Annotated in this window: 21 protein-coding genes; 18 read left to right on the plus strand and 3 right to left on the minus strand. The window is 74.3% G+C overall.

What is annotated here, in order from left to right; translation table 11 throughout:
• Positions 1–66 precede the first annotated feature (66 nt).
• The 14 genes from pgsA (at position 67) to HNR12_RS25305 (ending at position 14167) form a co-directional block, all read left to right on the plus strand.
• Entirely contained in the window at positions 67–699 is a 633-nt protein-coding gene (gene pgsA, locus HNR12_RS25240; protein ID WP_179769882.1) for a phosphatidylinositol phosphate synthase, read from the plus strand.
• The gene (locus tag HNR12_RS25245) at positions 699–1721 is read left to right on the plus strand and encodes a phosphatidylinositol mannoside acyltransferase (RefSeq protein WP_179769883.1); all 1023 of its coding nucleotides are present in this window, start codon (positions 699–701) and stop codon (positions 1719–1721) included. The genes pgsA and HNR12_RS25245 overlap by 1 nt, the downstream gene beginning before the upstream one ends.
• A gap of 4 nt (positions 1722–1725) precedes the next feature.
• The gene (locus HNR12_RS25250; protein WP_179769884.1) at positions 1726–2874 is read left to right on the plus strand and encodes a glycosyltransferase family 4 protein; all 1149 of its coding nucleotides are present in this window, start codon (positions 1726–1728) and stop codon (positions 2872–2874) included.
• A 17-nt stretch (positions 2875–2891) separates the two neighbouring features.
• Positions 2892–3464, plus strand: coding sequence for a hypothetical protein (locus tag HNR12_RS25255; RefSeq protein WP_179770906.1), 573 nt, complete (start codon positions 2892–2894; stop codon positions 3462–3464).
• Positions 3465–3665: 201 nt separating this feature from the next.
• Entirely contained in the window at positions 3666–4595 is a 930-nt protein-coding gene (pdxS, locus tag HNR12_RS25260) for a pyridoxal 5'-phosphate synthase lyase subunit PdxS (protein WP_179769885.1), read from the plus strand.
• A 120-nt stretch (positions 4596–4715) separates the two neighbouring features.
• On the plus strand, positions 4716–5324 hold the full coding sequence (pdxT, locus tag HNR12_RS25265) for a pyridoxal 5'-phosphate synthase glutaminase subunit PdxT (RefSeq protein ID WP_179769886.1): 609 nt from the start codon (positions 4716–4718) through the stop codon (positions 5322–5324).
• Complete coding sequence (locus HNR12_RS25270; protein WP_179769887.1) at positions 5321–6070, plus strand: YebC/PmpR family DNA-binding transcriptional regulator; 750 nt, start codon at positions 5321–5323, stop codon at positions 6068–6070. The genes pdxT and HNR12_RS25270 overlap by 4 nt, the downstream gene beginning before the upstream one ends.
• Before the next feature lie 162 nt (positions 6071–6232).
• The gene (locus HNR12_RS29280) at positions 6233–6829 is read left to right on the plus strand and encodes a DUF4282 domain-containing protein (RefSeq protein ID WP_179769888.1); all 597 of its coding nucleotides are present in this window, start codon (positions 6233–6235) and stop codon (positions 6827–6829) included.
• Positions 6830–6940: 111 nt separating this feature from the next.
• Positions 6941–7507: a crossover junction endodeoxyribonuclease RuvC gene (ruvC, locus tag HNR12_RS25280; protein WP_179769889.1), complete on the plus strand. Its 567-nt coding sequence runs from the start codon at positions 6941–6943 to the stop codon at positions 7505–7507.
• Positions 7508–7509: 2 nt separating this feature from the next.
• Positions 7510–8121: a Holliday junction branch migration protein RuvA gene (gene ruvA, locus HNR12_RS25285; RefSeq protein ID WP_179769890.1), complete on the plus strand. Its 612-nt coding sequence runs from the start codon at positions 7510–7512 to the stop codon at positions 8119–8121.
• 15 nt (positions 8122–8136) lie between these two features.
• Positions 8137–9234, plus strand: a complete 1098-nt coding sequence (ruvB, locus tag HNR12_RS25290) for a Holliday junction branch migration DNA helicase RuvB (RefSeq protein WP_179769891.1) — start codon at positions 8137–8139, stop codon at positions 9232–9234.
• 1225 nt (positions 9235–10459) lie between these two features.
• Positions 10460–10783 carry a preprotein translocase subunit YajC gene (yajC, locus tag HNR12_RS25295; protein WP_179770907.1) on the plus strand — a complete coding sequence of 108 codons (324 nt, stop codon included), beginning with the start codon at positions 10460–10462 and terminating at the stop codon, positions 10781–10783.
• A 137-nt stretch (positions 10784–10920) separates the two neighbouring features.
• On the plus strand, positions 10921–11451 hold the full coding sequence (locus tag HNR12_RS25300; protein ID WP_179769892.1) for an adenine phosphoribosyltransferase: 531 nt from the start codon (positions 10921–10923) through the stop codon (positions 11449–11451).
• A 532-nt stretch (positions 11452–11983) separates the two neighbouring features.
• Positions 11984–14167 carry a RelA/SpoT family protein gene (locus HNR12_RS25305; RefSeq protein ID WP_179769893.1) on the plus strand — a complete coding sequence of 728 codons (2184 nt, stop codon included), beginning with the start codon at positions 11984–11986 and terminating at the stop codon, positions 14165–14167.
• Here HNR12_RS25305 and HNR12_RS25310 read toward each other — a convergent pair.
• The gene (locus HNR12_RS25310) at positions 14164–14745 is read right to left on the minus strand and encodes a hypothetical protein (RefSeq protein WP_179769894.1); all 582 of its coding nucleotides are present in this window, start codon (positions 14743–14745) and stop codon (positions 14164–14166) included. The two genes, HNR12_RS25305 and HNR12_RS25310, sit on opposite strands and share 4 nt — an antisense overlap.
• Before the next feature lie 112 nt (positions 14746–14857).
• Here HNR12_RS25310 and HNR12_RS25315 point away from each other — a divergent pair, with 112 nt between their 5' ends.
• Together HNR12_RS25315 and HNR12_RS25320 are read left to right on the plus strand one after the other, a co-directional pair.
• Positions 14858–15340, plus strand: a complete 483-nt coding sequence (locus HNR12_RS25315; RefSeq protein ID WP_179769895.1) for a MarR family winged helix-turn-helix transcriptional regulator — start codon at positions 14858–14860, stop codon at positions 15338–15340.
• Between the two features lie 173 nt (positions 15341–15513).
• The gene (locus HNR12_RS25320) at positions 15514–15846 is read left to right on the plus strand and encodes a LuxR family transcriptional regulator (protein WP_179769896.1); all 333 of its coding nucleotides are present in this window, start codon (positions 15514–15516) and stop codon (positions 15844–15846) included.
• 116 nt (positions 15847–15962) lie between these two features.
• Here HNR12_RS25320 and HNR12_RS25325 read toward each other — a convergent pair whose 3' ends face one another.
• Positions 15963–17195: a DUF349 domain-containing protein gene (locus tag HNR12_RS25325; protein WP_179769897.1), complete on the minus strand. Its 1233-nt coding sequence runs from the start codon at positions 17193–17195 to the stop codon at positions 15963–15965.
• Positions 17196–17712: 517 nt separating this feature from the next.
• On the opposite strand from HNR12_RS25325, the gene HNR12_RS25330 reads away from it, so the two are divergent.
• Together HNR12_RS25330 and aspS are read left to right on the plus strand one after the other, a co-directional pair.
• Entirely contained in the window at positions 17713–18402 is a 690-nt protein-coding gene (locus HNR12_RS25330) for an MBL fold metallo-hydrolase (protein ID WP_179769898.1), read from the plus strand.
• 355 nt (positions 18403–18757) lie between these two features.
• Positions 18758–20527: an aspartate--tRNA ligase gene (aspS, locus tag HNR12_RS25335; RefSeq protein ID WP_179769899.1), complete on the plus strand. Its 1770-nt coding sequence runs from the start codon at positions 18758–18760 to the stop codon at positions 20525–20527.
• Positions 20528–20729: 202 nt separating this feature from the next.
• Here aspS and HNR12_RS25340 read toward each other — a convergent pair whose 3' ends face one another.
• Positions 20730–20870: a hypothetical protein gene (locus tag HNR12_RS25340; RefSeq protein WP_179769900.1), complete on the minus strand. Its 141-nt coding sequence runs from the start codon at positions 20868–20870 to the stop codon at positions 20730–20732.
• Positions 20871–21142 lie beyond the last annotated feature (272 nt).

Genomic DNA, 21142 nt, shown 5'->3' on the forward strand with positions numbered 1-21142 from the left:
GCCGCCCGCGCGCCGGAGCGCCGCGTGGCCGCCCCCTCCGCCTGGCCGTACGATCCTGAAGAGATCATGCTGAGATATCTGCGTCCCCTGCTCGCGCGGCTGCTGCTGCCCGTCGGCCGATTCCTGGCCCGGCTCGGCGTCACGCCGAGCATGGTCACCCTCCTCGGCGCCCTGGGCACCGTCGCCAGCGCGCTCGTGTTCTACCCCCAGGGCGAGCTGTTCACGGGATCGGCCGTGATCACCGCCTTCGTCCTCTTCGACATGCTCGACGGCGCGGTCGCCCGCGCCTCCGACAGCGCCAGCAAGTGGGGCGCGTTCCTGGACTCCACCCTGGACCGGCTCTCCGACGCCGCGATCCTCAGCGGCCTGGTGGTGTGGTTCCTCGGTGGCGGGCGCGACCCCGTGCTCGGCTACCTCGCGCTGTTCTGCCTGGTCAGCGGGTTCGGGGTGTCCTACATCAAGGCGCGCGCCGAAGGGCTGGGCGCCAACTGCGACGTCGGGATCGCCGAGCGCTCCGAGCGCCTGGTGATCATCCTGGTCGCCGTGGGCCTGGGCGGCCTGGGCGTGCCCTACGTGCTGGAGGCGGGCCTGGGCGTGCTGGCCCTGCTCAGCGCGATCACCGTCGTCCAGCGGCTCATCGAGACCCGCAACCGCCTCACCCGGCCCCGGCGGCCCGCCGGCGACCCCGAAACGGCGTGATGGGCCTCGCCGAGCGCGCCTCCGCCGCCGTCTACCTGCTGGGCTGGCGGGTGGTCCGGTACGCGCCCGAGCGCGCCGGGCGGCGCGCGGCCCAGGCCGTCGCCGACCACCTGTGGCGGCGGCGCGGCGCGGGGGTGCGCCGGCTGGAGGCCAACCTGCGCCGGGTGGCCGGGCCCGGCGCCGCGCCCGAGCACATCCGGGCGCTCTCGCGCGCCGGCATGCGGTCCTACCTGCGCTACTTCTACGAGGTGTTCCGGCTGCCGGCCCTGCCGCCCGCCGAGATCGCCGCCCGGGTGGAGTGCACCGGCCTGGAGCGGGTCCAGGAGGCCCTGGCCGCCGGACGCGGCGTGGTCGCGGCGCTGCCGCACATGGGCAACTGGGACCTGGCCGGGGCGTGGGTCGCCCGGCAGCAGATCCCCCCGACCACCGTCGCCGAGCGGCTGCGGCCCGAGGCGCTCTTCGCCCGCTTCGTCGCCTTCCGCGAGGGCCTGGGCATGGAGGTGCTGCCGCTGACCGGCGCGGGCAACCACATCGCCGGCGTGCTGGCGCGGCGCCTGCGCGCCGGCCGCCTGGTGTGCCTGCTGGCCGACCGCGACCTCACGGCCACCGGGCTGGAGGTGGAGTTCTTCGGCGAACCCGCGCGGCTGCCCGCCGGCCCCGCCGTGCTGGCCGAGCGCACCGGCGCCGCGCTGCTGCCCGTGGCGCCGTGGTACGACGGCGACCTCCTGCGCGTGGAGGTCCACCCCGAGATCCCGGTGCCCGAGGCGCCCACCCGCGCCGAGCGGGTGCGCCTGATGACCCAGAAACTGGCCCGCGCCTTCGAGGCCGCCATCGCCGCCCACCCCGAGGACTGGCACATGCTCCAGCCGGTGTTCAGCGCCGACACCCCGCCGGGGGCCGGTGAGGAGCGCCCCCGCGTGGGTAGCGTTGAGACGTCTGCCCAGACGTCCACCGAGCCGCCCGCCGCCGCACCGCCGCCGCGCGCGCGGGAGCGCGGCGGCGGCGCGACCCGGAAGTGGTGAGCCCATGAGGGTGGGCCTGGTCTGCCCCTACACCTGGGAGGTCCCCGGCGGCGTGCAGCAGCACGTCGGCGACCTCGCCGAGGCGCTGCTGGACCTGGGCCACGAGGTGTCGGTCCTGGCGCCCAGCGACTCCGCCGCCGGCCTGCCCCCCTACGTGGTCTCGGCCGGGGGAGCGGTGCCGGTGCCCTACAACGGGTCGGTGGCGCGGCTGGCGTTCGGGTTCCGCGCCGCCGGCCGGGTGCGCCGCTGGATCCGCGAGGGCGCCTTCGACCTGCTGCACGTCCACGAGCCCACCGCCCCCAGCCTGTCGCTGCTGGCGTGCTGGGTGGCCGAGGGGCCCATCGTGGCCACCTTCCACACCTCCAACCCGCGCTCGCGCGCCATGGCGGTCTCGGCCGCCGCGCTGCGCACCGCCCTGGAGCGCATCAGCGGCCGGATCGCGGTCTCCGAGGCCGCGCGCAAGACCCTGGTGGAGCACCTGGGCGGCGACGCCGTGCTGATCCCCAACGGGGTCGCCGTTGACCGCTACGCCCGGGCCCGGCCCTTCGACGGCTGGCCCGGCGAGGGCGGCGCCATCGGTTTCCTGGGCCGCCTGGACGAGCCCCGCAAGGGCCTGGCCGTGCTGCTGGAGGCGTTCGACCTGCTCGGCCGCGAGCGCCCCGGCCTGCGGCTGCTGGTCGCCGGACCCGGCGACACCGACGAGGTGCGCGCCCGCGTGGCACCCGGCCTGCGCGACCGCGTGGTCACCCTGGGCCGGGTGGACGACACCGACAAGGTGCGCGCCTACCACTCGGTGGACGTGTTCTGCGCGCCCAACACCGGCGGCGAGAGCTTCGGGATCGTGCTGACCGAGGCGATGTCGGCGGGCGCCCCCGTGCTGGCCAGCGACCTGCCCGCCTTCCAGCAGGTGCTGCGCGGCGGCGCGGCCGGCCGGCTGTTCGCCACCGGCGACGCCCGCGACCTGGCGCGCGGCGCCGCCGAACTGCTGGACGACCCCGCCCGCCGCCGCGAGCTGTCCGCGGCGGCGCGCGCGGCCGTGCGCGCCTACGACTGGCGCACCGTGGCCGCCGACGTGGTGCGGGTCTATGAGACCGTTCTGCTGCCGGCCTCCGCCGCCGGCCCCGTCACCGCCGGACGCAAGGAGAGCGTGTAACCCCCGTGCCCGCCTGGATGCCCCCCTGGATCACCACCGCCGCCCTCGTCCTGACCGCCGTGGTGCTGCTGTCGGCCTACGTGTCGTGGCGGGCCGGCCGGCTGGACCGGCTGCACACCCGGGTCGAGACCGCCTACGCCGCCCTGGACGCCGCTCTGGTGCGGCGCAGCGCGGTGGTGCTGGAGCTCGCCGCCGCGCCCGCGCTGGAACCCGCCTCGGCGGTGCTGCTGGGCGACGCCGCCGCCCGCGCCCGCCGCGCCCACGGCGCCGAGCGGGCCGAGCGGGAACTGGCCGAGAGCACCCTGTCGCGGGCGCTGCGCGCGGTGATGGCCGAACCCGGCCTCGCCGAGGCCCTGGGCGCGCATGAGGCCGCGGAGGCCGCGGAGGCCGGGGGAGACGACCTGGTGGCCGAGGTGGAGTCGGCCGCCAAGCGGGTGATGCTGGCGCGGCGGTTCTACAACGACGCGGTGGCCGGGATCCGCGAGGCCCGCTCCGGACGCCTGGTGCGGCTGCTGCGGCTGGCCGGACGCGCCCCGATGCCGGAGTTCTTCGAGATGGACGACGAGCCGCCGGTCACGGCGCCGCCGTGACCCGCGCGGCCCCGACCGGGCCGCCAGGAGCGCCGGTCGCGGAACAGCGACCGGCGCCTTGCCGTTATGTCCATAAAGCAGTACGAACGGGTGATCTACCATTGGAGGCGGAGCGCGCCCCCCGCCGCGCGCGGCTGACGTGCCGCGACGATCACCCCGCGCGCCGCAGGGGCCGCCGCCCCGCGTCGCGCCCCTAACCCTTTGGAGTCCGCCACCGTGACCAACACCGTTGACACCTCGGCCACCGGCGCCGCCGTCGGCACCACCCGGGTCAAGCGAGGCATGGCCGAACAGCTCAAGAACGGCGTCATCATGGACGTCGTCACGCCCGAGCAGGCCAAGATCGCCGAGGACGCCGGTGCTGTCGCGGTCATGGCCCTGGAGCGCGTGCCCGCCGACATCCGCCGCGACGGCGGCGTGGCGCGCATGTCCGACCCCGACATGATCGACGGCATCATCGACGCCGTCTCGATCCCGGTCATGGCCAAGGTCCGCATCGGCCACTTCGTCGAGGCCCAGGTCCTGCAGTCCCTCGGCGTCGACTTCATCGACGAGTCCGAGGTCCTCACGCCCGCCGACGAGGCCCACCACATCGACAAGTGGGCGTTCACCGTGCCGTTCGTCTGCGGCGCCACCAGCATCGGCGAGGCGCTGCGGCGCATCGCCGAGGGCGCCGCCATGATCCGCTCCAAGGGCGAGGCCGGCACCGGCAACGTCGTCGAGGCCACCCGTCACATGCGGGCCATCCGCCGCGAGATCGCCCGCCTGGGCACCCTCGACGAGCCCGAGCTCTACGCCGCCGCCAAGGAGTTCCAGGCGCCCTTCGAGATCGTCAAGGAGGTCGCCAAGCTCGGCAAGCTGCCGGTGCCGCTGTTCTCCGCCGGCGGCGTGGCCACCCCGGCCGACGCCGCGCTGATGCGCCAGCTCGGCGCCGAGAGCGTGTTCGTGGGCTCGGGCATCTTCAAGTCCGGCGACCCCGCCAAGCGCGCCGACGCCATCGTGCAGGCCACCCTGCACTACGACGACCCCGAGGTCATCGCCAAGGTCTCCCGCGGCCTGGGCGAGGCCATGGTCGGCATCAACCTGGACGAGCTGGACGACTCCCAGCGCTACGCCGGGCGCGGCTGGTAGCCGCCGCCCGCCCGCCGCGGCAGACCGGGCGCGGGGCCACCCCCGCGCCCGGCCTGCCGCGCCGCAGGGCCCGCCGTCCCTCCCGCCCTCCCGCCCCCACGCACGCAAGCGAGGTAGCCGTTGTCCGCCACACCCACCATCGGCGTGCTCGCCCTGCAGGGCGACACCGCGGAGCACCTGCGCGTCCTCGGCACCCTGGGCGTCGACGCCGCGCCCGTGCTGCGGCCCGAGGACCTCGACCGGGTGCACGGCCTCGTCCTGCCCGGCGGGGAGTCCACCACGATGTCCAAGCTGGCCGTGCGCTACGAGCTGATGGAGCCGCTGCGCAAGCACATCGGCGAGGGCATGCCCGCCTACGGCACCTGCGCCGGCATGATCATGCTGGCCGACCGCATCCTCGACGGCGCCGAGGGCCAGCAGACCGTCGGCGGCCTGGACATCACCGTGCGGCGCAACGCCTTCGGCCGCCAGACCGAGTCCTTCGAGGGCCCCGTCGACATCGACGGGCTGGAGGGCGGCCCCTTCGACGCCGTCTTCATCCGCGCCCCCTGGGTCGAGGCCGTGGGCGCCGACGTGCGCGTGCTCGGCCAGGTGGCCTACGGCGGGCGGGCCGGTAGGATCGTCGCGGTACGGCAGGGCGGCCTGCTGGCAACCTCTTTCCATCCCGAACTCACCGGTGACCCGCGGATCCACCGGCTCTTTGTCGACATGGTGAAAGGACAGGCATGAGCGGCCACTCCAAGTGGGCCACCACCAAGCACAAGAAGGCCGTCATCGACGCCAAGCGCGGCAAGCTGTTCGCCAAGCTGATCAAGAACGTCGAGGTGGCCGCGCGTACCGGTGGCGGTGACCCCGACGGCAACCCCACCCTGTACGACGCCATCCAGAAGGCCCGGAAGAACTCCGTTCCGCTGGACAACATCGAGCGCGCCCGCAAGCGCGGCTCCGGTGAGGAGGGCGGCGGCGCCGACTGGCAGACCATCATGTACGAGGGCTACGCCCCCGGCGGGGTGGCGCTGCTGGTCGAGTGCCTCACCGACAACCGCAACCGCGCCGCCTCGGAGGTCCGCGTTGCGGTCACCCGCAACGGCGGCTCCATGGCCGACGCCGGGTCGGTGTCCTACCTGTTCAACCGCAAGGGTGTCGTGATCGTGCCCAAGGAGGGCACCACCGAGGACGACATCACCCTGGCGGTCCTGGACGCCGGGGCCGAGGACGTCAACGACCTCGGAGAGGCGTTCGAGGTCGTCTGCGAGGCCGGCGACCTGCTGGCCGTGCGCACCGCGCTGCAGGAGGCCGGCATCGACTACGAGTCGGCCGAGAGTTCGTTCCTGCCCAGCGTCGAGGTCCCGGTGAGCGAGGAGGACGCCCGGAAGGTCCTGCGGGTGGTCGACGCCCTTGAGGACTCCGACGACGTCCAGAACGTCTTCACCAACGCCGACATCCCCGACGACATCATGGAGAAGATCGGCTGAGCCGGCTTCGCCCACCTTCGCCGCACGCCTCGCGCACGCAGCAGCGGGGCGTGCGGCGTTTCGGGGGGCGCCCCCGCGGCCGCCCCGTGGGGCCGGCCGCCACCCGGTAGGGTGCCACTCGCCGACGCGCCACACCTTTCGACACCGATCAGGAAGGCCGCCATGAATCCCCCCGGCGAAAGCCCCTACGAGCCCGGACGCCCGCCGTACGACCCCGGCGCCTCCGACCCCTCCGGTTCCTCCGGCCCCTCCGGCCCCCAGCACGGCTGGTCCCAGCAGCCCCACCCGCCGCAGCAGGCGCAGCAGGGGCAGCAGGGGCAGCAGCCGCAGCAGTCCTACGCGGGCCCCGCCTACGACCAGGCGCCGCCCCACCACGCCCACGCCGGCGGCTACGGCCCGCCGCCACCGCCCGGCGGCCCCGCACCCGTCCCGCCGCCCGCCCCCGGCGCGCAGGCGGAGGGCGCCGGCTTCCTCGGCGGCCTGTTCGACCTCCGGTTCCGCACCCTGGTGGCCACCCAGGTCACCCGCGTGCTGTTCGTCCTGGCGCTGGTGCTCATCGGCATCTCCACGCTCAGCGGGGTGGTCGGCTCCTTCGGGCTGATGGCCATGGCGCCCTTCGACGGCCTGCTCACCCTGCTCGGCTCGCTCGTCGGCGGCGCCGTCGCGGTGCTGGTCACCCGGGTCGTGCTGGAGATGGTCATCGTCGTCTTCCGCATCGGCGAGGACCTGGCGGCCGTCCGCGCCCGCGGGGGCCGCTGAGCGCTCGGGCCGCGTGCGTGCGCCGTGTCCCGCGCACGCGGGGCCGCCGCACGGCGGTAGGCTCTGCGAACGGACGTTCGAGCAGGCAGGTCCACGAGGGGGAGGCGAGCGATGCGTGTGCTGGGGGTCGACCCCGGCCTGACCCGGTGCGGACTCGGCGTTGTCGAGGGCGCCGTGGGCCGGCCGCTGGAGCTGGTCGAGGCGGGGGTGGTGCGCACCGACCCCGCCGCCGACCTCGCCGACCGCCTGCTGGGCGTCGAACGCGGCGTCGAGGACTGGCTCGACCGGCACGCCCCCGAGGCCGTCGCCGTCGAACGGGTCTTCGCCCAGCACAACGTCAGCACCGTCATCGGCACCGCCCAGGCCGGCGCCGTCGCCATCACCTGCGCGGCCCGCCGCGGCCTGCCGGTGGCGCTGCACACCCCCAGCGAGGCCAAGGCCGCCATCACCGGCAGCGGGCGCGCCGACAAGGCCCAGGTCCAGGCCATGGTGGCCCGGCTGCTGCGCCTGGCCGAGGCGCCCAAGCCCGCCGACGCCGCCGACGCCGTCGCCCTCGCCATCTGCCACATCTGGCGCGGCGGCGCCCAGGCCCGGGTCGCCCAGGCCCAGCAGGACTTCGCCCGCAAGGTCGAACTCGCGCGCCGGGCGCGCCCGGCCCCCAACCCCCAGGGAAGGTGACCGTGATCGCGTTCCTCAGCGGGCGCATCGCCGCCCGCTCCGCCCAGACCGCCGTGATCGAGGTCGGCGGGGTCGGCATGACCGTCCACGCCACGCCCGCCACCCTGGCGCGGCTGCGCGTGGGCGAGACCGCCACCGTCGCCACCTCGCTGGTCGTGCGCGAGGAGTCGCTGACCCTCTACGGGTTCGCCGACGAGGACGAGCGCGAGGTGTTCGAACGCCTCCAGTCGGCCAGCGGCGTCGGCCCCCGCCTGGCGCTGGGCATCCTCGCCGTGCACACCCCCGACGCCCTGCGCGCCGCCGTGGCCGCCGAGGACACCGCCGCCCTCACCCGCGTGCCCGGGATCGGCCCCAAGGGCGCCCAGCGCATCGTGCTGGAGTTGCGCGGCAAGCTGGGCGAACCCGCCGCGGCGGCCGCCTCCGGCGCCGGGGGCGGCCCCGCCGCCACGGCCGCGTCGCCCTGGCGCCCCCAGGTGGTCTCGGGGCTGGTCAACCTCGGCTGGTCGGCCAAGGACGCCGAGGCCGCCGCCGACGCCGTCGCCCCCGAGGCCGAGCACACGCCCGACGTCGCCCTGCTCCTGCGCAGCGCCCTGCGCAGGCTCAGCCGCGTCTAGCCGAAAGAGGAGACGATGGCCGACTACGAACGCGACACCGTCTCGCCGGAGGCCGACCTGGACGAGCGCGCCATCGAGGGCGCGCTGCGGCCCAAGCGGCTGGCCGACTTCGTCGGGCAGGAGCGGGTGCGCGAGCAGCTGTCCCTGATGCTGCGCGGCGCCCAGCGGCGCGGCCGGGCCCCCGACCACGTGCTGATGTCGGGTGGGCCGGGCCTGGGCAAGACCACCCTGGCCATGATCATCGCGGCCGAGTTGGGCGCGCCGCTGCGCATCACCTCGGGCCCGGCCATCGAGCGCTCCGGCGACCTCGCGGCGGTGCTGTCCACCCTGCACGAGGGCGAGGTCCTGTTCCTCGACGAGATCCACCGCATGGCCCGTCCCGCCGAGGAGATGCTCTACGTCGCCATGGAGGACTTCCGGGTGGACGTCATGGTGGGCAAGGGGCCCGGCGCCACCGCGATCCCGCTGGACATCGCGCCGTTCACGCTGGTCGGCGCCACCACCCGGGCCGGGCTGCTGCCCGCGCCGCTGCGCGACCGCTTCGGGTTCACCGCGCACATGGACTTCTACGACCCCGCCGACCTGGAGCGCATCCTGCACCGCTCGGCCGGGCTGCTCCAGGTCGACCTCGCCCCCGACGCCGCCGCCGAGATCGCCGGCCGCTCGCGCGGCACGCCCCGCATCGCCAACCGGCTGCTGCGCCGGGTCCGCGACTACGCCGAGGTGCACGGCGACGGCCGCCTCACCCGCGACACCGCCCGCGCGGCGCTGGCGCTGTACGAGGTCGACGCCCACGGCCTGGACCGGCTGGACCGCGCCGTGCTGGACGCCCTGCTGACCAAGTTCCGCGGGGGCCCGGTGGGGCTGTCCACGCTGGCGGTGGCCGTGGGGGAGGAGCCCGAGACCGTCGAGGTGGTGGCCGAGCCCTTCCTGGTGCGCTCGGGGTTCATCGCCCGCACCCCGCGCGGCCGGGTGGCCACGGCCCGCGCCTGGGAGCACATGGGGATCACCCCGCCGCCCGACGCCGCGTTCGGCGCCGGGGTCCCGGCCGCCGCCGGGGATGCCGGTGGTGCCGCCGCTCCGCCCGGTGGCGCCGGGTCATCTCAGTCCTAGGGGTTGAGGGGTGCGCGGGGCGGTCGTCGGTGCCCGGGGCGGATGGCCGGGGTGGTGACGGGGCGCCGAGGGCGGCGGGTGGCTTGGGCGCCTGACCGTCGGCACTCAGAGCGGGTGGCGGAGGTGGTGACGGGGGAGCGAGGAGGGCGGGCCCATGGGTGTGCGGTTATCGGTGCCCGGGGTGGACGGCCGGGGTGGTGACGGGGGCAGCGACGGTGGCGCGTGGTTCGGGTGCGCGGTCACCGGAGTTCAGGTCGGGTGGCGAATGCCGCGACGAGGGCGCCGAGGGCGGTGGGTGGTTCGGGCGTGCGGCCACCGGTCAGCGGGCGGACGGCCGAGGCCGGGGGCAGCGGGGGTCCGGCGCACCGGCAAGGGGCCAAGGAATCGGACACGTGGCGATAACCCCCCAGTTCGTCTCAACATATGAGACACGGGGGGCCTCTTTCGCGACGATCCAGCATTCCCGGCACCGGTTTCGGCGAAAACCTGCACCTCGTCGCCTTCGGAAGCTGGATTGTCGCCCTTCAAAACAGACATAAGTACCAAAGTGGGCTGTCTGCTGTAAGGGTCGTCTCACATCCTGGACAATCGACTGTCGTTCTCGCTCGGAGGGCGACCATTTCTCGCTTTGACCGGGGGGCAATTCGGGCGAATGCCTGCAAAGGTAGTAGTTGAAAGTAGTCCTGTCAGTGCTAGTCGTTTTCAAGCCCAGCGACAGGCCGATATCGCCCGCCGAGTGCCGCCGAACCCGGCGCGCCCCCAAGTAACCGGTCGACAACCACGCGCCCCGGCCACCCGCTGCCGTCGCCGCCCTCGTCGCCTCCGCCTGCCATCCGCGCCGGGGTCCGGTGATCGCTCGCCCGAGCCACCAGTCGGCCCTCGCCGCCCCGTCGCAACCCCAGTGCCCGCCCCGCGATCGATGGCCGCCCATCCGCCACCCCACCTCCGCCCACCCCCCGCCAACCGGTCGCGGCCAGTCCCGCAGGTGATGGCCTAAGCTGGGGAGCGGACCTTGCGAAACGGCAACGATGGCCGCGCCGACACCGAGGCGGGGAACACACCCGCCCACCCACTCGTTGACCGGCGGCGGCAAACGCCGTGGTAGCGGCCCCGTCCCCTGTCGGCGGCGCCGCCAAGGTCGAGACAACCAAGGGAAGGACACCCCGTGCTGGCCCAGACGATTTTGGCCAATGGCGGCGCTCCGCAGGACGGCGGGCTCCTCGGAATGCTCCTGCCGTTCGTGCTCATCGCACTCGTCTTCTGGCTGCTGATCCTGCGCCCGCAGCAGAAGCGCAGGCAGCAGGAGACCAAGATGCAGAGCGAGCTCCAGCCGGGCGTCGAGGTGCTGACCAAGGCCGGCTTCTTCGCCACCGTGGTCGAGGTGCGCGACAACGAGGTCGAGCTTGAGGTGTCCCCGGGCACCCGCATCCGCATGCTCAAGGCGGGTGTCGGCGACATCGTGCGCCCCAACGAGACCGCGGCCGACGACACCCCGGTCGAGGACCGCCCGGACTTCCCGGGCAACGACGACAAGAACGACGGCAAGTAGCGCCCCACCCGGCGCTGCCCGCGCGCCTACCGGCCCCGCCGCCGCGGGGCCGGTAGGCGCGCGCGTGCGTCGGCCGCCCTCCCCCTCCCGGCCGCCGCGCGCGGCACCACTGCGACGAAGGCGAGGACCACTCCACCATGTCCGCGGACCTCTCCGACCTGATCAAGGCCGGCCTGCGCGACGTCCCCGACTTCCCCCGGCCGGGGGTGGTCTTCAAGGACATCACCGGGCTGCTGGCCGACTCCGCGTCCCTGCGCGCGGTCGTCGAGGGGATCGCGGGGCACTACGCGCCCGGCGGCGTCGACACCGTGCTCGGACTGGAGGCGCGCGGCTTCATCCTGGGCGCCCCTGTGGCCCTGGAGCTGGGCGCCGGGTTCGTCCCGGTGCGCAAAGCCGGAAAACTGCCTCGCGAGACCTACCAGGCGACCTATGATCTGGAGTACGGCTCCGCGACGGTCGAGATCCACACCGACGCCGTCCGGCCCGGCAGCCGCGTGCTCATCGTCGACGACGTCCTCGCCACCGGTGGCACAGGGCAGGCCGCGGTGCGCCTGGTCCGCCAGGCGGGTGGTACGGTCGTGGGATTCTCGGTCCTCATCGAACTCGGGTTCCTTGAGGGCCGGCGGAGACTGACCGACGTGGAGCTGCACGCGCTCGCCGTCCTCTAGCGGTCGGCGACCGGGAGGCGTCCCCCGCCCCCGGAACCGCCCCCGCCCCCTTGAGCCGGGCCGCCCGACCCCCGGGCAGTAGACTTGCGGGCATAACGGAGCCGCAGCGGCGCGTTGGTACAGGTGAGCCCTAACGTTCACGACAACGTTCACGACGCTGACGTCGACCCCGGCGGCCGGACCACGGCGACACCGCCCCCTTTTCGGGCGGTGCCCGACCCGTACGCGGTAGCGGTCTCGGCCCCGGGGACGACTGGCCGCGGGAGGGATGTCCATGCCAGGCGAAGCGGTATCGGCCGAAGCGGCGTCCGCGCTGCGCGCGGGTACACCGGACACCCAGGAGCGTCAAGGGGGCGCCGCGGACACCGCGGCGCCCCTCGCCGCAAGCGCGCGGGCCGCGGCTCCCGCGGCGCCGGCGGCCGGAACCGCCGAGCCCGATCCCCGGAGCGCCTCCACCAGTCGGCCCAGCCCGTCGTCTACCGTGCGAGTCCGCCGCAGACTCGCCCGACTCGGTGCCCAGCGGGGGGTGTCCATGAACCCGGTTCTCGAACCGCTCATCAAGACCGTGCGCGCGACCCACCCCAAGGTCGACGTCCGGCTGATCGAGCGCGCCTACGAGGTCGCCGCCTACCACCACCGCGACCAGAAGCGCAAAAGCGGCGACCCCTACATCACCCACCCCCTCGCCGTGGCCACCATCCTCGCCGAGCTGGGCATGCAGGAGGCCACGCTGGCCGCCGCGCTGCTGCACGACACCGTCGAGGACACCACTTACACCCTCGACCAGTTGCGCGCCGACTTCGGCGACGAGATCGCCGAGCTGGTCAACGGCGTCACCAAGCTCGACAAGGTCAAGTACGGCGAGGCCACCCAGGCCGAGACCGTGCGCAAGATGGTCGTGGCGATGTCCCGCGACATCAAGGTGCTGGTCATCAAGCTGTGCGACCGGCTGCACAACATGCGCACCCTGCGCTATTTGCCGCAGGCCAAGCGGGAGAAGAAGGCCCGCGAGACCCTGGAGATCTTCGCCCCCCTGGCGCACCGCCTGGGCATGAACACCATCAAGTGGGAGCTGGAGGACCTCGCGTTCGCCACGCTCTACCCCAAGCGCTTCGACGAGATCGCCCGCCTGGTCTCCGAGCGCGCGCCGCGCCGCGACGTCTACCTCCAGGACGTCATCGAGGCGGTGTCGGCCGACCTGCGCGAGGCCAAGATCAAGGCGACGGTGCGCGGCCGGCCCAAGCACTACTACTCGATCTACCAGAAGATGATCGCCCGCAACTGCGGCTTCGACGAGATCTACGACCTCGTGGCCGTGCGGGTCCTGGTCGACAGCGTCCGCGACTGCTACGCGGCCCTGGGCACGATCCACGCGCGATGGAACCCCGTACCGGGGCGGTTCAAGGACTACATCGCGATGCCCAAGTTCAACATGTACCAGTCGCTGCACACCACGGTCATCGGCCCCTCCGGCAACCCCGTCGAGCTGCAGATCCGCACCCGCGCCATGCACCGGCGCGCCGAGTACGGCATCGCCGCGCACTGGAAGTACAAGGAGGACCGCAACACCGGCAAGGAGGCCGGGCGCGCCGACGGCAGATCCAAGGGCGCCGGCGACATGGCCTGGCTGCGCCAGCTCATCGACTGGCAGCAGGAGACCAAGGACCCCGGCGAGTTCCTGGAGTCGCTGCGCTTCGACCTGTCGGTGCAGGAGGTGTTCGTCTTCACCCCGCAGGGCGACGCCGTCGCCCTGCCCCAGGGTGCCACCGCCATCGACTTCGCCTACGCGGTGCACACCGAGGTCGGCCACCGCACCGTGGGCGTCCGGGTCAACGGCCGGCTGGTGCCGCTGGAGAGCGAGCTGCACAACGGCGAGACCGTCGAGGTGCTCACTTCCAAGGCGCCCGACGCCGGGCCCAGCCGCGACTGGCTCCAGTTCGTCAAGAGCGCCCGCGCCCGCAACAAGATCCGGCAGTGGTTCACCAAGGAGCGCCGCGAGCAGGCCATCGAGCAGGGCAAGGACGCCATCGCCCGGGTCATGCGCAAGCAGGAGCTGCCGATCAAGCGGCTGTTCAGCGGCGAGGCCCTGATCGCCCTGGCGCGCGACCTGCGCTACGACGACGTCGACGCGCTCTACGCCGCCGTGGGCGAGGGCCGGATCAGCCCGCAGAACGTCGTGCAGAAGCTGGTGGACTCCCTCGGCGGCATCGAGAGCGCCGAGGAGGACATCGCGGAGTCCGCGGTGCCCACCCGGGCGCGTCCGCGCCCGGCGGGCAACCCCGGCGTGGTGGTCGAGGGCGACCCCGACGTCTGGGTGCGGCTGTCCAAGTGCTGTACCCCCGTGCCCGGCGACAGCATCGTCGGGTTCGTGACCCGCGGCAACGGGGTCTCGGTGCACCGCAAGGACTGCGTCAACACCCGCGCGCTGGACCCCGACCGCATGGTGCACGTGGAGTGGCAGCCCACCGAGGACTCCATGTTCCTGGTGGCGCTCCAGGTCGAGGCGCTGGACCGCGCGCGGCTGCTGTCGGACATCACCCGCGTGCTCTCCGACCAGCACGTCAACATCCTCTCGGCCACCGTGCAGACCAGCCGCGACCGGGTCGCGCTGAGCCGGTTCACCTTCGAGATGGCCGACCCCACCCACCTGGGCCACGTGCTCAAGGCCGTGCGCGGGGTGGACGGGGTCTACGACGTGTACCGGATGCGCAGCTAGCCGCGCCCCCCGCTTCGGGCGGCGCCGGGCAGCAGGCGGCCGCCCTCGGCCAGGGCCTGGCGGACCGCCGCGACCACCCAGACCAGGGCGAAGGCGATGACGGTGACGTTCTTGGCGGCGAGCAGCACCGCCCAGTAGAGGTCGTGCGCCGAGGCGGGGATCCACAGCGGCACCAGCCACTCGGGGACCACGGTGGACACGGCGGTCAGCGCGAGCAGCAGGCCCGCCTGGAGTACGACGCTGGGCCATCTGCGGTCGAGGAACGCCTGGATCCGCGGGCCGAACCCGGCCGCCGCGCCCGCCCGGACCTCGGCGTCGGCCAGGACGAGGACCCGCACCAGGAGTACAACCAGCACCACGCGCGCGCTCTGGGCGAGCACCTCCAGGGCCGTGTGGGTCGCCGGCGCGAGGGAGTCGCCCCACAGCGCCACGGCGAAGCGCTCGGCCGCGGGCACGAGGGAGACTCCGGCCACGAGGGGCAGGTGGCGCAGGTAGGCGCCCCACGCCCACCGGGGGACCTCCAGGGCCAGGCGCAGGTGGGTGGGCTCGGGCGGGGCGGGGGCGGTGTTCTCCGGCACGGGTGCTCCCAGGCGTCGGCGGCCGCGCTTCGGCGCGATATTTTATTTCACTAAACTAAAATATTGGGTGCGCTGAAGCAACCGCGTACCGCGAAGAGGGGACAATCGAGTCGTGAGTGACGCAGACACCGCGCCCCAGGAGGCGGGCGCCGCCCTCGGGCAGCGGCTGAGCACCGCTGTCGTGCTCTTCCACGAGGCGGTCGGGCAGCGCCTGGGCCTGCGCGCGCTCGACCACCGCGCCCTCGGGCTGATCGACCGCGAGGGTCCGCTGACCGCCGGCGCGCTGGCCGAACTGACGGGGCTCACCCCCGGAGCCGTCACCGGCCTGGTCGACCGGCTGAGCGCCCTGGGCTACGTCACGCGCGTGCCCGACCCCGCCGACCGGCGGCGGGTCCTCGTCTCGGTCGCCCCCCGGGCGCGGACCGACCTCTCCGACGCCTTCTCGGGGCTCTCCCGGGCGATGGGCGACCTCATGGCCCGCTACGACGCGGCCGAACTCGCCGCCATCACCGACTACGTCACCAACGCGATCGACATCCTGCACGCGGAGGCCCGCCGCCTCGCCCCGCCCCCCGGCGGCCGCGAGGTGTCCTAGGCGGACCGCCCCGCGAGGCTGGGCACGCGGCCGGGGGCGGTCGCCGCCTGGCCGGCGGCAAGGGCCGGGGCGGCGACGGAGGCGGCGGCTGAAGGCGGCGCCGGGGGAGCGGGTGCGGGCGCCGGCGGCGCGGCCGCACGTGTGAGGCGGCGCTGAGCGGTCAGAGTGGTGCCATGAAGAAGTTCTCGCTCGACGCACTGGCACGCAAGCACCTGGAGGAGGCCGCGGCGGGGTCGGCCGGCCGCAGTTCCGAGACGTTCTACGGCGGGCACGAGCAGGCGCTGCGGCACACCGTCATCGGCCTGCGCCAAGGTGCCACGGTCTCCCCGCACCCCAACCCCGTGGCGTCGACGGTCGTGGTCCTGCGCGGCCGGGTGCGGCTGACCGCGGGCTCCGACGCGTGGGAGGGGCGCCCGGTCGACCTTTTGGCCGCGCCCGACACCGAGCACACCATCGAGGCGCTGGAGGACTCCGCGCTGCTGCTCACGGTGGTCATGGACACCTGAGCTACCCCGCGCGCCCGCGCGCCTGCCCCGGCGGCGGGCGGCCCGGGGCCGGGGCGACCCGATGGCTCGGGCGGCCCGGGGAACGCGCCCGGCGGCCGCGGCCGCCGGGCCCGCCCTCAGCTCATCTCGTTGAGCGCCTTCTCGGCCTCTTCCAGCCAGGAGCGGCGGGCGGCCAGCGCGTCCTCGATCTCGCGGACCTTGCGCTCGTTGCCCCGCTCGCGGGCGTGCGCCAGGTCGCCCTCCAACTGGGCGATGGAGTCGCGCAGCCGGGCGGCCGTGGCCTCGGCCCGCGCCCGGGCCTCGGGGTTGGTGCGCTGCCACTCCTGGTCCTCGGCGCGGCGCACGTCCTCCTCGATCCGGCGGAACGCGCTCTCCAGCCGGTCGCGGGAGTCGCGCGGCGCCGGGCCGGCCTCCTCCCACGCCTCCTGGAAGTCGCGCAGCCGGGCGCGGGCCTCGCGGGGGTCGGAGATCTCGGCGAGCTCGCGCCGGGCGTCCTCCAGGATCCGCTCCTTGGCCTCGGCGTTGACGCGGAGCTCGGCGTCGCGCTCGGCGAAGACCGCGTTGCGCGCCTGGAAGAAGCGGTCCTGGGCCGCCTTGAACCGGGTCCACAGCTCGTCCTCGCTGGCCCGGTCGGCCCGGCCGCTGGTCTTCCACTGCTGCATCAGGTCGCGGTAGCGCCCGGCGGTGGGGCCCCAGTCGGTGGAGTCGGCCAGGGACTCGGCCTCGGCGACGATGCGCTCCTTCTCCTCGCGCACCTGCTCGCGCTGCTGGTCGAGCCCGGCGAAGTAGGCCTTGCGGCGCTTGGAGAAGGAGTTGCGCGCCGCCGACATGCGCTTCCACAGGGCCTGCTCGGTAGGGCGGTCGGTGCGCGGCGCGGCCTTCCACTCGTCGATGAGCTGGCGCATGCGCTCGCCGCCGGACTTCCAGTGCGTGGTCTCGGCGGCCACCCGCTCGGCCTCGGCGACGATGCGCTCCTTGATCTCGCGCGCCTCGACACGGGCCTGCTCCTGGGCCTGCTTCTGCTCGGCGCGGCGCTCCTCGGCCTGGCTGGTCAGCGCGTCCAGGCGGCGCTCCAGCGCGTCGAGGTCGCCCACGGCGTGGGCCTCGCGCACGGCGGTGCGCAGCTTCTCCACACTGGACATGGCCTGCGCGGCGGACAAGTCGGTGGTGCGCAGCCGCTTCTCCAGCAGCTCGACCTCGGTGACCAGGGCGTCGTACTTGCGGCGGAAGAACGCGAGGGCTTCCTCGGGCGCGCCGGCCTGCCACGAGCCGACGACGCGCTCGCCCTCACCCGTGCGCACGTAGACCGTGCCGTCGTCGTCAACGCGGCCCCAGGGGTCCGTGGTCACCGTGTCCTCCAGCAGTCATGAGCCTGGCTCCTGCGGCCAGGTTCGGGTGGTCCCGGCGCCGCCCCGCCCGTGGCCGGGAACCGCCGTGACTATGCACGATATCCGCACACCTCACCGGATACCGCCCGCTTCTGGTCAGCGTTGCCGCATATCAGCGGCTCGACCGGCCGCGTCGAGGGGTGCCGCCCGGGGCGCCGCCGAGCGGGTGCGACGCGACCAATATGACACTGACGCGGCGTTTGGCAAAGGGCCGTGCCTGGCGCGGTGATCGAATGGTGATGAACCGGAACGACGGGGGCGCGCCGGGCACCGGCAAACCCGGTCGCCCGCCCGCGCGGACCTCGGTAGGCTCGGCAGGAGCGGCCCGCCGGCTCCGGTCGGCGCGGCCGGGCGGCCGAAGCCGGACCGGCCGCCCGGTGCGGCCCGCCGCGCGGCCCCCGCCGCACGCGGCCTCCCGCCCGCTCCCGCCCGTGCTTGCCCGTGCTCGCCAACGAGAAGAAGGAAGGCCGCGCGCACCGTGTTCATCACCGCTTTCCCCGCCGGGCCGCTCGCCGCGAACTGCTACGTGGTCGCCGCGGCCGCGGAGAGCGGTGCGCCGTGCGTCGTCGTCGACCCCGGCCAGGACGCCGCCGAGGGCGTGGCCGAGGCGGTGGCCCGCCACGGCCTGGCGGTCCAGGCGGTCCTGCTCACCCACGGGCACTTCGACCACGTCTGGTCGGCGGCCTCCGTCGCCGCCGCCCACGGCTGCGCCACCTATGTCCACGCCGCCGACCGCGTGCTGCTCACCGACCCCGCCAAGGGGCTCGACCCCGTGCTGGGCGGCCAGCTCGCGGCGCTGCTGGGCGACACCCCGCCCGCCGAGCCCGACCCGCTGGTGGAGCTGGCGGGCGGTGAGCGCCTGGCCCTGGCCGGGCTGGAGTTCTCCGTCGCCCACGTGCCCGGCCACACGCCCGGCTCGGTGGCCTTCGGCGTGGCCGAGGCCCACGACGGCGCGGGCGTGCTGTTCACCGGCGACCTCCTGTTCGCCGGGTCCATCGGCCGCACCGACCTGCCCGGCGGCGACCACGCCCAGATTTTGGCCAGCCTGGACCGCGTCTGCGCCGCCTGGGGCGAGGACACCCACGTCCTCCCCGGCCACGGCCCCCGCACCACCCTGGGCCGCGAGCGCGCCACCAACCCGTTCCTGCGCGATATCGCCGGCCGCTGACGCCGCCGGCGCGCCGTGGGCGCGCCCGCGTCGGCGGCCCGCGGCCCGGCCCGCCGGCAGGCGGGGCCGGCCGCGCCCTTCGGCCCCGCACCAGCGCACGAACGGCCCAGCCCACATGACAGAGACGACACCACCGGGCACACCACGCGGCCGCCCCCGGCACCGGGGGCGCGGCCCGCGCGGCGTCGCCCGCCCGGCACCGCACCTGCTCCGGCCTCCCGCACCGCGCCCGGCTCCCCCGCGCCCCGGACCGCCCCGCGCCGAGATAGCGGCACCGGCTCCCCCGCGCCGGGAGCCGGACACCGCGCACGTCAGGCAAGATGAGTAGGTACGAAAGACCCGAAGGAGAACCCCGTTGATCCGCACGCATGACGCCGGTGCCCTGCGCGCCGAGCATGCAGACGCCACCGTCGTCCTCGCCGGCTGGGTGGCCCGCCGCCGCGACCACGGCGGAGTCGTCTTCCTCGACCTGCGCGAAGCCTCCGGCGTGGTCCAGGTCGTGGTCCGCGAGGACGACCTCGCCCACGACCTCCGCGCCGAGTACTGCGTCAAGGTCACCGGCACGGTCCGAGTGCGGCCCGAGGGCAACGAGAACCCCGACATCCCCACCGGCGCGATCGAGGTCGTCGCCGAGCGGATCGAGGTCCTGAGCGAGGCCGCCCCGCTGCCCTTCCCGCTGGACGGCTCCCAGGACATCGCCGAGGAGACCCGGCTGCGCTACCGCTACCTCGACATGCGCCGGCCCGAGCTGGCCTCGGCGCTGCGGGTGCGCTCCCAGGCCACCTACGCGGTCCACGACGTCATGCGCGAGCACGGGTTCGTCAACGTCGAGACCCCCTACCTCACCCGGTCCACCCCCGAGGGCGCGCGCGACTTCCTGGTGCCGGTGCGCCTGCAGCCCGGCCACTGGTACGCGCTGCCGCAGTCGCCCCAGCTGTTCAAGCAGCTGCTGATGGTGGGCGGCATGGAGCGCTACTACCAGATCGCGCGCTGCTTCCGCGACGAGGACTTCCGCGCCGACCGCCAGCCGGAGTTCACCCAGATCGACATCGAGATGAGCTTCGTCGACCAGGAGGACGTCATCGCCGTCGGCGAGGCGCTGGTGGCGCGGCTGTGGAGCGAGGTGCTGGGCTACGAGATCCCGCTGCCGCTGCCCCGCATGCCGTTCCTGGAGGCCATGGCCCGCTTCGGCTCCGACAAGCCCGACCTGCGGTTCGGCCAGGAGCTGGTCGAGCTGACGGAGTTCTTCGCCGACACCCCCTTCCGCGTCTTCCAGGCGCCCTACGTGGGGGCCGTGGTGATGCCCGGCGGCGCCTCCCAGACCCGCAAGGAGCTGGACGCCTGGCAGGACTGGGCCAAGGCGCGCGGCGCCCGGGGCCTGGCCTACGTGCTGGTCCAGCAGGACGGCACACTGGGCGGGCCGGTCGCCAAGAACCTCTCCGAGGCCGAGCGCGCCGGCCTGGCCGAGGCGGTGGGCGCCGCCCCCGGCGACGCCGTGTTTTTCGCCGCCGGCACCCGCCGCGCCTCCCAGGAGCTGCTGGGCGCGGCCCGGCTGGAGATCGGCCAGCGGCTGGGGCTCATCGACTCCTCGAAGTGGTCGTTCCTGTGGGTCGTGGACGCCCCGATGTTCGAGGAGGACGGCGAGGGCGGCTGGACCCCGGTCCACCACCCCTTCACCGCGCCCAAGCCGGAGTGGACCGACACCTTCCACCAGGACCCCGGCAACGCGCTGGCCTACGCCTACGACATGGTGTGCAACGGCAGCGAGATCGGCGGCGGCTCGATCCGTATCCACCGGGGCGAGGTCCAGCAGCGGGCCTTCGACGTGCTGGGCATCGGCAAGGCCGAGGCCGAGGCGAAGTTCGGGTTCCTGCTGGAGGCGTTCCAGTACGGCCCGCCGCCCCACGGGGGCATCGCGTTCGGCTTGGACCGGCTTGTCACCCTGCTGACCGGGGGCGACTCCATCCGCGAGGTGATCGCCTTCCCCAAGACCGCCTCGGGCGGCGACCCGCTGACGGGCGCGCCCACCCCGATCACCCCGGCGCAGCGCGCCGAGGCCGGGGTCGACCACGACCCCGAGGCCGAGAAGGCCGAGAAGGCGGCCAAGGCCGGGAAGGCCGAGTAGGCGGCCGCGGCCGGCACGCGAAAGGCGGCGGGCGGGGCGGACGCCCCGCCCGCCGCCGGGCGGTCGGGCGGTGCGGCGCCGGGCGCGGGACCGGCGCGGTGAGCGGTTCGGCACGACCCCGGGGAGCGGGTCGGCGGTGCGGGGCGCGGCGGTCCGTGTCCGGCCGGGTCCCGCGGCAGGGGGCGGGGACGGGCGGGACGGGCTACTTCTTGACGGCGCCGCAGCGCTGGCAGCAGATGTCCTCGCTGTCGGGGTTGCTGTAGCTGCACAGGCGGCAGGTCCAGTTGCGCAGGATAAGCGCTTCGCGGATGGCGGTTTCGGCGCTGACCGTTGATTCACGCATGACTGAATTTTAATCCGGACTTTTCGCCCGGGCCATGGCCGGATCAGGCAGCCGCCTCTGAAAACGGGATTTTTCAGGGCTTTTCGCCGCGCTGTCCGGAGGTGGTCATCGGGGGTCACGCCACCGTAACGATTTCCCGGAAAAGGCGGCGCGACATGTCCGCGATTCGGTTGTATTTCCGGCACCCGTGTTGACTATTGGTTTCCTGTGCCGCAATTGGCGCACGGGGGCGGAGGGGGTAAAGGGGCGGTGGCGGTGGCCGCGCACGAGGA

It is taken from the genome of Streptomonospora nanhaiensis (genome assembly GCF_013410565.1).
Taxonomy (GTDB): Bacteria; Actinomycetota; Actinomycetes; order Streptosporangiales; family Streptosporangiaceae; genus Streptomonospora; species Streptomonospora nanhaiensis.

Bases quoted from the DNA above. Each gene is read 5' to 3' on its own strand.
- ruvC (WP_179769889.1), top strand. From the start codon at position 6,941: ATGCGTGTGCTGGGGGTCGACCCCGGCCTGACCCGGTGCGGACTCGGC.
- HNR12_RS25245 (WP_179769883.1), top strand. From the start codon at position 699: ATGGGCCTCGCCGAGCGCGCCTCCGCCGCCGTCTACCTGCTGGGCTGG.
- HNR12_RS25340 (WP_179769900.1), bottom strand. From the start codon at position 20,870: ATGCGTGAATCAACGGTCAGCGCCGAAACCGCCATCCGCGAAGCGCTT.
- ruvB (WP_179769891.1), top strand. From the start codon at position 8,137: ATGGCCGACTACGAACGCGACACCGTCTCGCCGGAGGCCGACCTGGAC.
- HNR12_RS25270 (WP_179769887.1), top strand. From the start codon at position 5,321: ATGAGCGGCCACTCCAAGTGGGCCACCACCAAGCACAAGAAGGCCGTC.
- HNR12_RS25300 (WP_179769892.1), top strand. From the start codon at position 10,921: ATGTCCGCGGACCTCTCCGACCTGATCAAGGCCGGCCTGCGCGACGTC.
- HNR12_RS25255 (WP_179770906.1), top strand. From the start codon at position 2,892: ATGCCCCCCTGGATCACCACCGCCGCCCTCGTCCTGACCGCCGTGGTG.
- HNR12_RS29280 (WP_179769888.1), top strand. From the start codon at position 6,233: ATGAATCCCCCCGGCGAAAGCCCCTACGAGCCCGGACGCCCGCCGTAC.
- HNR12_RS25250 (WP_179769884.1), top strand. From the start codon at position 1,726: ATGAGGGTGGGCCTGGTCTGCCCCTACACCTGGGAGGTCCCCGGCGGC.
- HNR12_RS25320 (WP_179769896.1), top strand. From the start codon at position 15,514: ATGAAGAAGTTCTCGCTCGACGCACTGGCACGCAAGCACCTGGAGGAG.
- yajC (WP_179770907.1), top strand. From the start codon at position 10,460: ATGCTCCTGCCGTTCGTGCTCATCGCACTCGTCTTCTGGCTGCTGATC.
- HNR12_RS25305 (WP_179769893.1), top strand. From the start codon at position 11,984: ATGAACCCGGTTCTCGAACCGCTCATCAAGACCGTGCGCGCGACCCAC.
- pgsA (WP_179769882.1), top strand. From the start codon at position 67: ATGCTGAGATATCTGCGTCCCCTGCTCGCGCGGCTGCTGCTGCCCGTC.